The sequence below is a fragment of the Bradyrhizobium sp. 155 genome (assembly GCF_023101105.1).
Taxonomy (GTDB): Bacteria; Pseudomonadota; Alphaproteobacteria; order Rhizobiales; family Xanthobacteraceae; genus Bradyrhizobium; species Bradyrhizobium canariense_D.
Genome location: NZ_CP064704.1, coordinates 5,260,115 through 5,274,574 on the forward strand (window position 1 = coordinate 5,260,115; position 14,460 = coordinate 5,274,574).

Sequence of the window (14,460 nt, forward strand, 5' to 3'; positions counted from 1 at the left end):
ACAGGAAGGGCTTTTTCGCTCGCGCGAGCCCGTGCGGGCGATGCCGCCGCGGCCCCCATATAGGGGAATACGGCCGCAAAACCAATCCTGTCTCTCGATGGCTGCCCTTTGCGGATCAGGTCCGAAAAGGCGGCCCCGGGGCCGCCTTTTGTGGGCCAGTGGCCGAGCTTACTGGTTGTGGTTCTTCAGGACCTGGTCGCAGGCCTGAGAGATCTTGGCCCGGTTCTCCTTGAGGCAGGCCAGGATGGTGAAATCACCCTGGTCGATGACCGGACGGCAGAGCTTCTGCACATCGCGCGAGCAGGCCTTCTGCTCGGCGTCCGTGCCGCGCCCTTGCTGGGCGAACGCTGCGGTCGAGAGGGAGGCCGACAGCAAGGTGAGAGCGACGAGAAGCTTACGCATTGTATTCCTTCATTCTGACGGCAGAATCGCACCAATCCCGGACAGCACAGGGCGACGACCGGAGCGGATTGTTCTGATGGCAAGTCGCCGCGGGAGGAGCGGCCTCGGAGAAGGCACAAGCACTGGCAAATGCGGCCAAATTGGCGCCACGTCCACCAAATCAGGGCTTCCCTGCGTCTTCTCTGGCAAATGTAAGAGACTGATACTACGTCATAATTCAGGTGCGCCGCGTTTTGCTGCGCACCTGTTGCAGAGCTGCATCTCTCGATACCGCCTCGGGACCAAGAAACATGCCGAAATACGACAAATCGAGAGGTGGAAGCATGGCGCAAGGCGTCGTGAACTGCCATCTCTGGCAGTCGGGCATTGAACCTGTCACTGGCTCGGAACACTAAACTTTCGATGTGGCGAGACGTTCTTCGTGAGAAGCGGACGTCGTTCTAAACGGGATATTTTGAGATGAAATTCTTTGGACGGACTGAACTGGCAATCAAGGCGGCCGGCATCGGCGCTGCGCTGCTCTTCTCGGTTTCGACAAGTCAGGCTCAGTCGTCCGGACCGTTTGCAGGTTTCGAGGGCGCATGGACCGGGACGGGTACGGTGTCGCTGTCCGACGGCTCGACCGAGCGCATCCGCTGCAAGGCGGACTACAAGGTTGCCGGCACCGGTCTCAGTCTCAAGCAGGCGTTGCACTGCGCCTCCGACAGCTACAAGTTCGACCTCACCAGCGATGTGACCAGCCAAGGCGAGCGCATCTCCGGCAATTGGAGCGAGACCAACCGCAACATCTTCGGCAATCTCCAAGGCACCGCCGGTGGCGGCCAGATCGAGGTGTTCGTCGAGGCCAACGGATTTGCCGCCAATTTGTCGCTGCGCACCAACGGCACCAAGCAGACGGTGCAGATCTCATCCAAGGGCGAGATTCGCGGCGTCAACATCACGATGACGAAGGGCTGACAGCTCTTACCGCTTCGAAGCGACAAGCCCCGGTTCTCGCGAACCGGGGCTTGTTGTTTTTCGGAGGCGCGGCGCAATCGTCCGGACCGCGCCGATTCCGTGTCCGATGGATGCAGCCGCTCAGATCGCCGGCTTGTCGGTGCCCTGAAGCTTGGCGTGCAGATTGATCAACCACATCGCCGTCGGCCGCAGGATGAAGAGGTCGGCGACGAGCGCCATCACCATCGAGAAGGCGCTGAGCCAGCCGAACAGCCGTAGCGACGGCAGATCGGAGAACACCGTGACGACGAGACCGCAGGCCAGCACCAACGTGGTCAGGATCAACGCCGGGCCGACCAGCACGGTCGCGCGCTCCACTGCGAGCGCCGAGCCGACGCCCGGCTTGCTCTCGAGCCTGAGGCGGTTGAGGAAGTGGATGGTGGCGCTTAAGCCCAGGCCGAACGAAACGGTCAGAGCTACGACACTGGCAAATTGCAGTCCCTCGTCCATCGCCCACAGCACTGTTCCCGACATCACGACGGGGAAGATGCCCGGCAGGATGCAGGCGAACATCACGACCCAGGAACGGAAGGCAAGGCCGATGAAAATCGCGACCAGCGCGAATTCGACGGTGAGCCCGCGGTTGAGCTTCTCGATCATGCCGGCCGAATTGCGCGCGGCAATCGCGGCAAGACCCGTGACCGCCACTTCATAGCCGGGATGCTTCTTGCGGACGGCGTCGAGCTCGGTATCGAGCTTGTCGACGATCGGCAGGAGCTGGCTGGAATCCTTGTCCGGCACGCGACCTGCGACCACGACCGCGTCCTGCTCGGCATCGATGAACCGGCGCACCAGATGCTCCGGAATGACGCTGACATATTCCTTCAGGGTCGCGACGTCGGCGCTGCCGGCCTTGTCCGCGAGCCAGCGGCGCAGGGTCTCGACCGACCAGACATTGCCGACACCGGCGGCCTTCTCCACCGTCGCGTGCACGTCCGCGATGGTCTGCAGCGTCTCCGGCGAATAGAGCGATTCACCCTTGGGGAACTGGATCAGAACGTTGACCGGGTTGGCGCCGGTGAGCTTGGCGTCGAGCCGGTCGCTGGCCGCGACCGCTTGGCGCTTGTCCGGCACCTGGTCGGCGAGCCGGTAGCGCGGCTCCAGATTTGCGTAGATGACGCCGAGGCCCGCCACGAACACCACCGCGATCAGGCTGAACAGGCCGGGACGGCCCACCATGCGCACCGCGATCCAGTAGCAGAAATTACGCAGCGCTTGTACGCCGGCATCCGCGCTCTGGAACTTGGTCGCAAAGACCTTCTCGTTGCGCACGAGCAGCACGCCGAACACCGGCACGAGCGACAACACCGCAACCAGCGCGATGATGGTGGCGGCGAGACCCGCCTCGCCGAACTTGCGGATCAGATCGGAGTCGGAGAACTGGAGCGCGATGAAGGAAATGCCTGCGGTGCCGTGCGTCAGCACGCAGGCCGGTCCCACCACCAGCACCGCGTTCTTGAATGCGGTGAACTTGTCCTGGCCCGCGATCAGCCGGTCGCGCGCGGCGAAGGTGAGCTGCATCGAGTCCGAGAAGCTGATGACCATGATGAGCGGCGTCATTACGTTCAGGAACATGTTGAGATTGAAATTGGCCCAGCCGAGCGCGCCGAGCGCCAGCAGGATCGCGATCATCGGCGGGAACGCCGCCGCCACCATGAACGAGATTTTGCGGAAGAAGATGATGGCGATGACACAGCCGGCGAGAATGCCGAGGATGTTGTAGGTGAGCCCGTCGCGCTCGACCGCGTTGCGGATCTCGAGCTGCATCACCGGCACGCCGGAAAGCTGCACGTTGAGCCCGGTGTCACTGAGGTCTTCCTTTATCAGCGCGCGGATGTCGGCGACGGTCTTGGTCAGCTTGTTGGAGGCGACCACCTCCGGATCGAGCGACAGTACGATCAGCGCCAGCGTGCCGTCCTCGGACAACAGCTTGCCGCGGATGATCTCGTTGGCTTTGACGCCCTCGATGAACTTGTCATAGGCCTCGCCCTCGGGCAGCTCGGGCGGGAACAGTGCGGCGGGAAGCTTGCCCGGAGCGGGCGCCTGACGCGCGGAGAACAGCGAGACCAGTCCGCGCGTACCCTCGACCAGCTGCATGTCGGTGACGAAGTCGCGCAGCTTCTCGAGGTTGTTCCGGGCCAGCAGGGTCTTGCCCTCGACTACGACGAGGACGTCGAATTCCTCGGCCGGGAACTTCTTGGTCACCGCTTCGTACTGGCGGAATTCCGGCGTGTTGGACCGGAACAGCTGCGAGAGCGAATCGTCGATCTTGATCCGGTGGATGCCGAACACGGCGCCGACGATCAGCACGAGCAGGACGACGCAGGAGACGATGGGCGCCCGGACTGCGATCAGCCCGATGCGCTCCAGCCCGAAGGCGATCGAGGACGCAGGTCCCTGCTCGACCTTGTCGACATGAACCTCACTCTCGCTGTGCTTTTCGAGCATGCCTTGTCCAGTTCCTAAATCGGCTCGGGTCTGTGAGCTTGTCGCGCCCCGCGAACGGCTTGAAAATGCCATACCAATGGGAGGCTTGCCCTTTGAAAATGCGCAGAAAATCGCTGCGAGGGGTTTAGCAGGTCAATCGCCCTTCTCGCAAGCAGGCGGAGTGTGGCCGAATCGATCAAGATGTGGCGATTTTGCCTTAATGCCCTTCATTCGGGCAAAGCCGTGCCAATTCGACGCGGCGCGCGGTCTGCGCTCTCGTCCTTCAGCGCCACACCGGTCACTTCCCGCGCGAGCCCCTCGCGGACCAGCCAGGCGATCTTGAAGGCAGCCTCGTCATAGCTCAACCCGGCCTTGTGGATGTTCGACACGCAATTGCGCTCGGCATCAGTGCGACCCGGCTTGGGGGCGAAAGTTAGATAGGCGCCGAGACTGTCGGGCGCCGACAGGCCCGGCCGCTCGCCGATCAGCATCGCGACCATGCGCGCGCCGAGAATGGCGCCGATCTCGTCGCCGAGCGCGACGCGCGCGCCTGAGGCGACGACGACATGGCCGATCGCGACACCATCGTCGGCCGCGAGCAACGGCAGCAGGCGCATCACCAGCGCGGCCGCATGGGCGTGGACCGCCGCCGCCGACAGGCCGTCGCCAATCACGAGTGCGAGTTGGCACGGCTCCGAGGCGCTCCGCGCCAAGGACTCGGCTGATCCGGCATCGAGCCGTCTGCCCAGATCGGGCCGCCGCAGATAGTCCCCGCGGTCGACCGCCCGGCTGTTCGCCTCGGTGACGACGAGGCCAAGCGCGCAGAGATCCGCGACCAGCCGCGGCGCATCGAACACGGCGTGTACGGCATCGCGGGCGCGGGCGTGGTCCAGTGTGAAATCGAGCAATGCCCGCGTCGGCAGGCTCGCGCCGCTGCGCCCGAGCGCGACGCGCGCGGGCGTAAGCGACCGCAGATCGAGGGTCGGACGACGCGGGATGGCCGGATCAGACATGTTGTGTCATTCGGCGGGAACGGAGGCCTCGCGTAGCCGGATCGAATAGTTCGAGGCGTTCTGCTGGCCGGTCGAGGCCGCCCGCGCAAAGGTGATGAGATGGTGCGCGATCAGGGTGCAGCCGATCAGGCCTTCGAGATCGCCGCGCTTGATGCGGCCCAGCGCGAACTTCCAGAACACGCGCTTGTAGTCGCCGAGCACGCCGACCTTCCAGAAGATGTTTCGCAGCATGACGAGGCCGCGCCTGATGTTGGTCCAGGTCTTCATCTCGTCCGGCGTTGGCATCTTGAGGCGGTGCACGTAAACGTGGTCGCATTGATACTGGAAGCGCCCGTAGACCTTCTCGGGCTCGTAGGCGACGGCCATGGCGTGCTTCCAGGACGCAACGACGTCGTCGTAGGGCAACAGGAAGTCAACATTGGAATCGCGCCCGTCGTCCTCGACCAGGCGCCCCTCGCGCTCCAGACGGTCCCACAGCGGCGTCTTCGGCAACGCCTGAAGCAGGTTGATCGTGAGCAGCGGAATTCGGGACTCCTCGACAAAGGCGAGCAGCGCCTCCGAAGTGTTCGGCTTGTCGGTGTCGAGCCCCATGATGATGCCGGACACGACCTCCATGCCGTAGGAGTTGATGGTTTGCACGCCCTCGAGGATCGGGACCATCATGTTGTGGTCCTTGTGCATCGCCTTCAGCGCATCGGGGTCGGGCGTCTCGATGCCGCAGAAGATGGTGACGAAATAGGCCTCGCGCATCTTCTCGAGGATTTCCGGCCGCTTGGCGATGTTGAGCGTCGCCTCGCAGGCGAGCCGCACCATGTAGCCGGTCCTCTTCTGCCATTCGATCAGATGCGGCAGGAGGTCGAGCGCCGCCTTGCGGTTGCCGATGAAATTGTCGTCGACGAAATAGACCGTGTCGGTCATGCCGCATTCCCGCAGGCGGTCGAGTTCGGCGATGATCTGCTCCGGCGACTTGAGGCGCGGGTTGCGGCCATAAAGGCCGGGGATGTCGCAGAACTCGCACTGATAGGGGCAGCCGCTGGAATACTGGATGCTGCCGAGGAAGTATTTCTTCACGTCGGCGAGCTCGTAGGCCGGGATCGGAAACTCCGTCATCGGCACGCGGTCCTTGGTGGTCAGAACCACCTGGGTCTCGGGACGCGAGATGTCGCGCGACAGTATTTCGAGCAGCTGATTGGTGGCGTCGCCGAGCTCGCCGACATGGAGATAGTCGAACGACGGATAATAATCCGGGCAGGCGCTGACGGAGGGGCCGCCGAGCGCGACCGGCAGATCGAACTCGTGGGCGCGGCGGCAGATATCGTTCATCTGCTGGCGCTGGATGTGCATGCCGCTGACGAAGACCGCCTCGGCCCATTCGAACTCTTCTCTGGTCGTACGGCGAAGGTTCTCGTCGACGAATTTGACCTGCCATTCCTCGGGCAGATAGGCCGCGAGCAGCAAAAGTCCCTGCGGCGGCATGAAGGCGCGGACGCCATCGGTTAGTGGGTAGGAATGCTCGAACGTCCCGAACGACGATGTGTATCGCGGAAACACGCAGAGAATCCGCCGGGACGTCCCGTTACTTTCAGCTCGCATCAAAGCTCCCCCGCCACGCTCGACTTAGCTGCGGAAATTGCCAGACAGCTACATAGCGTAATGCTGCCGCCGGAATTTCTCAATATTGTGGCAGAGCTTAATTCCCTTGGGCACCAATGGTTTCCTCGGGCCGCCGGGTGCTTCCGCCACGTCACGCGATCAACCGTGAGGCAAAATCGGGCAGCAGGCCTGCATCGCCGGCAAGACGGAAATCGGGGCCCGCAATGCCCGACTGCGCCAGCCAGTCGTCGAATTCCGGCGCACGACGCAATCCGAAGACGTCGCGGACATAGAGCGCGTCGTGAAAAGACGTGGATTGATAGTTCAGCATGACGTCATCGGCGCCGGGGACACCCATGATGAAGGTAACGCCGGCGGCAGCGAGCAGCGTCAGCAGATTGTCCATGTCGTCCTGGTCCGCCTCGGCGTGGTTGGTATAGCAGATGTCGATCCCAAGCGGCAGGCCGAGCAGCTTGCCGCAAAAGTGATCCTCCAGCCCGGCCCGGATGATTTCCTTGCCGTCGTAGAGATATTCCGGGCCGATGAAGCCAACCACGCTGTTGACCAGGAGGGGCGCAAAGGCGCGGGCCACCGCATAGGCGCGGGCCTCGCAGGTCTGCTGGTCGACGCCGTGATGGGCATTGGCCGATAGCGCCGAGCCCTGCCCGGTCTCGAAATACATCACGTTCTGCCCGACCGTGCCGCGCTTCTGCGACAGCCCGGCCTCTTGGGCCTCCTTGAGGAGCGCGAGGTCGACGCCAAAACTGCGGTTGGCGGCCTCGGTGCCGGCGACCGACTGGAACACGAGGTCGATCGGCGCCCCCTGCCCGATCAGCGACAATGTCGTGGTGACATGGGTCAGCACGCATCCTTGGGTCGGGATCTTGAGCCGCGCGATGACCTCGTCGAGCAGCCGCAGCAATTGGCCAATCACGGCCGGGTCGTCGCTCGCCGGGTTGATGCCGATGCAGGCATCGCCGGCGCCGAGCAGGATGCCGTCGAGGATGGAGGCGGTGATCCCTCTGGCGTCGTCGAAGGGATGGTTGGGCTGGAGCCGGGTGCTCATCCGGCCCTTCAGACCGATGGTGTTGCGGAAAGCGGTGGTGACCTCGCATTTCCGCGCCGCCAGGATCAAATCCTGGTTGCGCATCAGCTTCGACACCGCCGCCGCCATCTCCGGGGTGATGCCGCCGGCCAGCTTGCGTAGGATTTCGGGCGTCGCGGCGTCCGATAGCAGCCAGTCGCGAAAGGCGCCGACCGTCAGCGAAGCCACCGGCGCGAACGCCTTGGCGTCGTGGCTGTCGATAACGAGGCGGGTGACCTCGTCGGTCTCATAGGGGATGACGGCTTCCTGTAAGAACTGCCCGAGAGGGACGTCGGCCAGCACCATCCGCGCCGCGATCATCTGTTCGGCACTGGCGGCGGCGATCCCGGCCAGCCGGTCACCGGAGCGCGGCGGCGTCGCCTTGGCGAGCAGGTCGCGCAAATCCGGGAACGTGTACGTCGTGGCGTCGATGGTGTGGCGGTAGACCAAGGGTCTCTCCGGGGTTCGTCGGCCAAAGGCCGACGCCAGGGCAATCCCAAGACTATACCTTCAGATCAAGACGCTGAAATATCGACCTTTCTTTCGACCGAGGGCGAAGGAGGCCAAACCCGGCGTTAACGCCGCGTCCATCTTCATTCTGCATAGTTTTGCATTGATTTGTACGACTGCGCTCTCCGGCCGCTCCCGGCCATTCGGGCCCCTGAAACCATGAAAACCGACCAATCTGGGAATGCCGCCGGCCTCGCCGGCCGCTTCACGCTTGCCAACAAGCTCTACGCGATCTTCGCGCTGTTCGCGCTGCTCACGGCCGCGATCGCGATGCTGTCCGACTACAACAGCCGCCGCGGTGCCGAGCTGACCACCGCGATCGAGACCGCGAACGCCGCCGCGCTGAACGTTGAGCGGGTCAACTCGCTGGTCTATGCGGTCGTGATGGAATCACGCGGCGTCTACATGTCGACCGAACCGGCCGTGGTGAAGAAATACGGCGAGGGCCTGCTCAAGTTCAACGCCCAGATCCTCGACGTCGTGAAGCGCTGGGAGACCATCGTCAAGGCTGACGATGCCGAACAGTTCGCCACCTTCAAGAAGCGCATCGAGCAGTTCGTCGAGTTTCGCAAGGAGCTGGTGCGCCGCGGCGTCGAGATCAATGCGGCCGCGGGCCGCGAATGGGGCGACAACGACGCCAACCGCGCCGTGCGCTCGGCGCTGAACAAGGATCTCGAGGCGCTGTCCAAAGTCTATTCCGAGCGCGCGAGGCAAATCGCGCACGAGACCGAGACCAATCGCATCCTGTCCTTCGTCCTGACCTGCCTCGCCGGCGTGGCGCTCGCCCTCGTCGTGATCGGCATCGTCATCATCGCCCGCTCGATCGCACGCCCGCTCTCCGCCATCACCGCGACCATCAAGCAGGTCGCTGACGGCGCCGAGAACGTCGTGGTGCCCCACTCTGACCGCGCCGACGAGATCGGCGCACTGGCGCGCGCGATCCAGATCTTCCAGGACGCGATGGGGCGCAACCGCAACCTCGCCTCGCAGGTCTCGCAGGACTCCGCCGCGCGCGAGGAGCGCGCCCGCCACATCGAGCAATCCGTCGACGCGTTTCGCGAGGCGATCGGCGCGATCATGCGCGGCCTCGGCGACAACGCCTCCGTCATGCGCGAGACGGCGCAGACCATCACCCGCGTCACCGCGGACGCGAGCAGTCGCGCCGGCACGGCGGCGAACGCCACCGAACAGGCATCGCACAACGTCACGGCGGTGGCAGGCGCGGCCGAGGAGCTGTCTGCGTCGGTGGTGGAGATCGGCCGGCAGGTGCGGCAATCCGCCAGCGCGGTCGAGCAGACCGGGCAGCGCACCGAGAAATCGATTGCCGAGATCGAGAGCCTGGCGGCCGCCACGCAACGCATCGACGGCGTGCTCAGCCTGATCCAGGCGATCGCCGAGCAGACCAATCTGCTCGCGCTCAATGCCACCATCGAAGCGGCGCGCGCGGGCGATGCTGGCCGCGGCTTTGCCGTCGTCGCACACGAAGTGAAGGCGCTCGCGGGGCAGACCGCGAAAGCGACCGCCGACATCAGCGAAAACGTCTCGATGATCCAGTCCTCCACCCGCAACGCGGTCGACGCCGTCCGCGAGATCGGCGGCGCGGTGCGCGAGATCAACGACGTCACCTCGGCGATCGCCGGCGCCATCGGCCAGCAGGACGCCGCCACGCGCGAGATCTCGTCCAACGCGCAATCGGCTGCCCAAGGCAACGAGACCCTCGTCGCCAACATCAGCTCGCTCCGCGACGCCATCGGCGAGACCGATACTGCAGCCTCCTCGGTGCTGAGGGCTGCGAGCAGCGTGACCGAGACGGCGGAGACGCTGTCGCGCGAGGTGGAGAAGTTCTTCCAGAACCTGCGCGCAGGCGCGGCGGACGGCCGCATCGCCAAGGCCGGGTAGCCGCACGTCCATCGCCAACAGAGCCGGCGGTGGGGTCGCTCCATCAAAAACGCGAAAACAACCCCATGCACAGTAGCCGGGGACAGCGATTTCAATGGCTTGGCTACCGCCCCGTCTTCTGCGGATTTGACGAATCTACTTGCTCCGTCGGGCAAAACAGGAGCATGATGTCAATGTTGGAGCTTTCCGCGCTGGGCCGGCAGGATCTCGAAGCCGATCTTCACAGAGACCGCGCGATGCCTCTCTCCGCAATCCCATCTTCCAGGTCATGATCGCCAATCATGGCGAGTTCACCTGTCTTTCGGGCAGGGAATGCCTGCAAACAGAATGGCGGCAGCTGACGATATCTGTTCAGCCATGGAACCATTGGGTTCCCAGTCTATTGCCTCACTGACACATCACATTTGGGAGAAACACGATGAAATTTTTCACAGCCGCTCTGGCGGCCGCAGCAAGTACCCTTCTCGTGACCGCCGCTGCTGCAGCCCCGCTGTCTCCCACCCTGTCTGTCGCTCCGGACAGCAACATTCAGAACGTGCGCATGGTCTGCAACGAAGACGGTCGTTGCTGGCGTGAGCGCGGCGAACGCCGTGTCATCATCCGCGAAGGGCGCGATTCCTACGGATATGCGCCTCGCGAGCGCTACATCGAGCGGCGCGGCTATGAAGAGCGCAGCGGCATCGGCTTCCGCGCTCCCGGCGTGAGCGTCGGGATCGGCACCGACCGCTACTGAGATACGAATCCTGTGAATGCAAAAGCCGCGGAGCAATCCGCGGCTTTTTTGAACTCACTGGACGTCAACAAACTCGCCGCTTTTCCCGGCCTAGCGAGGAGCTGTGATCAGGCAGCCATTCAAAGCACGAACACCGGAAGAATTGATTTCGCTATTGAGCGCCGTGGCGATGGCCATTCTCGCCGCGATCATTGTCATGGTGCTGTATTATGGTCGCGAGATCATCATCCCCATAGCGCTGGCCGTCTTGCTCAGCTTCGTGCTGGCGCCCCTGGTTCGACTGGTTCAGCGTCTGCGCATTCCACGCAGTTTGGCTGTGGTGAGCGTGGTCGTGATCGCCTTCGCATTCATATTTGCGATGGGCAGTCTCCTTGCTACCCAACTCACGCAGCTGGCTGGCGATTTGCCGCGATATCAGTCCACAATAAGCGAGAAGATCCAATCCTTCCGTGAGACCACCGCTGGTCGAGGCACGCTCGAGCGGGCTTCGAGCATGTTGAAGGACCTCAGCAAAGAACTCGACAAGCCCAAGGAGGCCACGAATTCGTTGGGGACCATAGCAGCTCCGAAAGCGGCCGCGCCGAGGCCCGTTCCTGTGGAAGTGCTTCAGCCCGATCCCGGCGCGCTGGAGAGCTTGCAAACGCTGATTTCACCCTTGCTTCATCCGCTCGCAACGACCGGGATCATCGTCATATTCGTGATCTTCATTTTGCTTCAACGCGAGGATCTTCGTAATCGTCTGATCAGGCTGGCCGGTTCGGATGACCTGCAGCGCACCACGGCTGCCCTTGATGACGCGGCGAGCCGCCTCAGCCGGCTTTTCCTTATCCAGCTTCTCGTGAACGGCAGCTTCGGCATCGTCATCGGAATGGGTCTCTGGCTGATCGGCGTTCCAAGCGCGATCCTGTGGGGTATTCTGGCAGCAGTGCTGCGCTTCGTGCCCTACATCGGGGCGGTCATCGCCGCCGCCTTTCCTCTCGCTCTCGCGGTCGCGGTCGATCCAACCTGGACGATGCTGCTTTGGACGATCGCGCTGTTCGTGGTGGTGGAGCCCGTCGTCGGCCATGTGCTGGAGCCGATGGTCTATGGACACAGCACGGGACTGTCGCCGGTGGCCGTTGTGGCTTCTGCGACGTTCTGGACGGCGCTCTGGGGTCCGATCGGCCTCGTTCTGGCGACACCACTCACGGTGTGTCTCGTCGTACTGGGCCGCCATGTCGAGCGGCTGGAGTTCCTGGACGTCATGTTTGGAGACCGACCAGCACTCTCTCCGCCTGAGATATTCTATCAGCGGATGCTCGCCGGCGACCCGACAGAAGCATCTGCAAAAGCCGAGGAGTTCTTGAAGGAGCGATCTCTCAGCTCCTATTACGACGAAGTCGCCCTGCGAGGACTGCAACTGGCTCAAGCGGATGCCGAGCGCGGCGCTCTGGATCCCGACCGGCTGACCAAAATCAGGGATGCGGTCCAGGAATTTGCCAATAACATTTCGGAGCAGGATGAGCGTCCGCCGCCGAAGGTCGGCCCGACCACAGATGTCGAAGCTACATCTGCCATAGAGGGCGTGGCTGAGGACGCGCCTTATGAGAGTCTGCGGGTTCTGCGCAAGGAGGACTTGCCCACTGGATGGCAAGGCGAACATCCCGTCCTCTGTGTGGCCGGGCGAAATCCGATCGACGAAGCCGCTGCGATCATGCTGGCTCAACTGACCGGTGCGCATGGCTTGTCGGCACGAGTTGAAGCAGCGGAAGCGCTATCGACGGCGAATATCTTCCGGCTGGAGACCACCGGGGTCGCCATTGTCTGCCTCGTCTATATGGATGCAAGCAGCCCCGCCCACATGCGTTACTCGGTGCGACGCCTTCGCCGTAAATTGCCGAAGGCCACAATCATTCTGGGTTGCTGGATGAAGGACATCGACCCAGCGGCGCTGGAAAGCCTGCGGGAAGGTGCCAAGGCGGATCTGGCTGCTGCAACTCTGGGCGGGGCGCTTAAACTCTGCATAGAGGCGACGGGTGTGGACTCCCTTGGCACTGGAGCCGAAGGCCCGGCTTCGAAGATCACGGCCGCTTAGCAGTTTGTACGCTAGACATGGCTGATTTCAGCCAACGAGGCGCCAGGTCTCCACGCGTCAGGCGCGCTTCCCGCCGATCGAAACAAACGCCATGAGGCAGGGTTCGGGCAATGGGTTGCGCCAGCGATGGCGCGTTCCGTTTTGCACGATGCAATCACCCTGACGCAAATGGACCTTCTGGCCGTCGTCCAATTCCAGCGTCATCTCGCCGCGAACCACGACTCCGTAGTCTATTGTATCCGATGTGTGCATCCCTGGAGCGCCGCGCTCAAAATGATCTCCCATGCCGGGGATCTTGTCCGACATTTCTCTAAGCCCACTCTCGAACGTGACGCCAGGCGGCGGCTTCCAACCTTCAGGACGCTTCGGCGGATACGAGATCAATCGAAAGATGGTCCCCGCAGGCCCCGGAAACGCCTTCGTTCCTGCCGACATCGGATCCGGCTCCAGGCCAGTCAGTCCTGGCACTCCCTCAGTCATATACAGTTCATAGAAAGTCAGTCCTGGATTGGCATCGATTTCCACCAGCTTTGGAGTCACCTCAAAAGACTTCAACACCGACTTGCCGGCTTCATCGCGGCCGGTCAGTGCACGTCTTGGAGGTGGCAAATCACTGGAGTCTTTTGCTTCGGCGGGGTTTGACATCTCCCCCAACGCGCTGCCGGCGGCGAAGACGGACAGCGCCTGCAGCAGGTGTCGCCGACCCCCGCCTTCGAACTGTTCGGACGAAGGCTCCACCTTGTCCGAAGGAGGCTCCGCACGATCCAGCGATTTGTTCTTGTGCTTTTGCCACAAGGGCCAAGGGAAGCTGCTCATCTGCGTTCTCCGCGGTTGCGTGCAATCGCACACCGCTCCAGTGGCACTGCCTCGCAATGACATCGATACTGGCGAACATGCGTGGGCGTAGAACGCTGATAAAAACCGTCGGAAAAAAGCAAGTTGATGAGACCGCCGGAGCAACGGCTGCCCGCCCCACTTGCCTTTCCATTCTTTCAATCTAGACGCGCAGATTTCACTCCGCTATTCGGCTTTGGTCGAGCATGGAGATATGTCGGTTTTCCCAAACATCCGACCACCGTCGCGCCGGTGGGCAACGCCTCGCCGACCGCATGGAGAGCCATCGAAGCGTTTCGCCTATTGTGGAAGGGCCGTGCTGCGCGACCTCCTGGTGCGACGGTTCAGCCAACTGGTCCGGGGGTCCAATCGCCACCAGCAAGCGGCCGAACTTTGACATCGGGAATGACCCCGCGCTCCAGGCTCGGATCGAAATGGCGCATCGTCCGCTCATTGAAGTCGATGATGCGGCCGGGCCGTAGCGGTCCCACGTCATTTATCCTGACGATGACCTTCTTGCCGACGGCCTCGACGAGGGCGTATTTCGGCTTCGCGCCAAATTGGACCCCACCGAATTTCTTGCGCAAGCTCGTCTTGATGGCGGCCGACCAGACCGAGGGGTCATAGCGCTCGCCGGAAGCCGTCTTCGGGCCGCCCTCCTCTTTGCCTGGCTTGAACGGATTGTACATGGATGCCGCGCCAACGATCGTTTCCCCGGAAGCGGCGTTGTCGACAGCGCTTGAGTGAACCCCACCAGCTTCACATCGCGCAATAGAAACGGAAACGGCAAGTGCAATCACGGCGCCGCAGATTGCGGCGCTCGATCGGAACCCCATTATATCTCCTGTGATTTTCGATTGTTCGGTTCCGATGCCGCAAATCGTTTTGCGGATCG

The 14,460-nt window shown here is 62.9% G+C and carries 11 protein-coding genes; 4 read left to right on the top strand and 7 right to left on the bottom strand.

Features of this window, described 5'->3' with window-relative positions; all coding sequences use genetic code 11:
• Positions 1 to 168 precede the first annotated feature (168 nt).
• The gene (locus IVA93_RS25615; RefSeq protein ID WP_007593627.1) at positions 169 to 402 is read right to left on the bottom strand and encodes a hypothetical protein; all 234 of its coding nucleotides are present in this window, start codon (positions 400 to 402) and stop codon (positions 169 to 171) included.
• Positions 403 to 861: 459 nt separating this feature from the next.
• On the opposite strand from IVA93_RS25615, the gene IVA93_RS25620 reads away from it, so the two are divergent.
• Entirely contained in the window at positions 862 to 1,359 is a 498-nt protein-coding gene (locus IVA93_RS25620; protein ID WP_018456925.1) for a hypothetical protein, read from the top strand.
• 120 nt (positions 1,360 to 1,479) lie between these two features.
• Here the strand turns inward: IVA93_RS25620 and IVA93_RS25625 are convergent, their stop codons facing one another.
• The 4 genes from IVA93_RS25625 to IVA93_RS25640 form a co-directional block, all read right to left on the bottom strand.
• Entirely contained in the window at positions 1,480 to 3,846 is a 2,367-nt protein-coding gene (locus IVA93_RS25625; protein WP_018456926.1) for an efflux RND transporter permease subunit, read from the bottom strand.
• 206 nt (positions 3,847 to 4,052) lie between these two features.
• A complete protein-coding gene (gene eutC, locus IVA93_RS25630) occupies positions 4,053 to 4,838 on the bottom strand; it encodes an ethanolamine ammonia-lyase subunit EutC (RefSeq protein ID WP_018456927.1) in 786 nt (261 codons plus the stop codon).
• Between the two features lie 6 nt (positions 4,839 to 4,844).
• Positions 4,845 to 6,431 (bottom strand): B12-binding domain-containing radical SAM protein, encoded by a 1,587-nt coding sequence (locus tag IVA93_RS25635; RefSeq protein ID WP_026233266.1) that lies wholly within the window; start codon positions 6,429 to 6,431, stop codon positions 4,845 to 4,847.
• Between the two features lie 151 nt (positions 6,432 to 6,582).
• The gene (locus IVA93_RS25640; RefSeq protein WP_247363438.1) at positions 6,583 to 7,965 is read right to left on the bottom strand and encodes an ethanolamine ammonia-lyase subunit EutB; all 1,383 of its coding nucleotides are present in this window, start codon (positions 7,963 to 7,965) and stop codon (positions 6,583 to 6,585) included.
• A 219-nt stretch (positions 7,966 to 8,184) separates the two neighbouring features.
• Between IVA93_RS25640 and IVA93_RS25645 the strand changes: the two genes are divergently transcribed.
• The 3 genes from IVA93_RS25645 (at position 8,185) to IVA93_RS25655 (ending at position 12,731) form a co-directional block, all read left to right on the top strand.
• A complete protein-coding gene (locus IVA93_RS25645) occupies positions 8,185 to 9,924 on the top strand; it encodes a methyl-accepting chemotaxis protein (protein WP_018456930.1) in 1,740 nt (579 codons plus the stop codon).
• Between the two features lie 418 nt (positions 9,925 to 10,342).
• Positions 10,343 to 10,657 carry a hypothetical protein gene (locus tag IVA93_RS25650; RefSeq protein ID WP_018456931.1) on the top strand — a complete coding sequence of 105 codons (315 nt, stop codon included), beginning with the start codon at positions 10,343 to 10,345 and terminating at the stop codon, positions 10,655 to 10,657.
• Between the two features lie 103 nt (positions 10,658 to 10,760).
• Positions 10,761 to 12,731 carry an AI-2E family transporter gene (locus IVA93_RS25655; RefSeq protein ID WP_026233267.1) on the top strand — a complete coding sequence of 657 codons (1,971 nt, stop codon included), beginning with the start codon at positions 10,761 to 10,763 and terminating at the stop codon, positions 12,729 to 12,731.
• A gap of 57 nt (positions 12,732 to 12,788) precedes the next feature.
• Here IVA93_RS25655 and IVA93_RS25660 read toward each other — a convergent pair whose 3' ends face one another.
• Both IVA93_RS25660 and IVA93_RS25665 read right to left on the bottom strand, forming a co-directional pair.
• The gene (locus IVA93_RS25660) at positions 12,789 to 13,547 is read right to left on the bottom strand and encodes a cupin domain-containing protein (protein ID WP_018456933.1); all 759 of its coding nucleotides are present in this window, start codon (positions 13,545 to 13,547) and stop codon (positions 12,789 to 12,791) included.
• 362 nt (positions 13,548 to 13,909) lie between these two features.
• A complete protein-coding gene (locus IVA93_RS25665) occupies positions 13,910 to 14,401 on the bottom strand; it encodes a septal ring lytic transglycosylase RlpA family protein (protein WP_085352210.1) in 492 nt (163 codons plus the stop codon).
• Positions 14,402 to 14,460 lie beyond the last annotated feature (59 nt).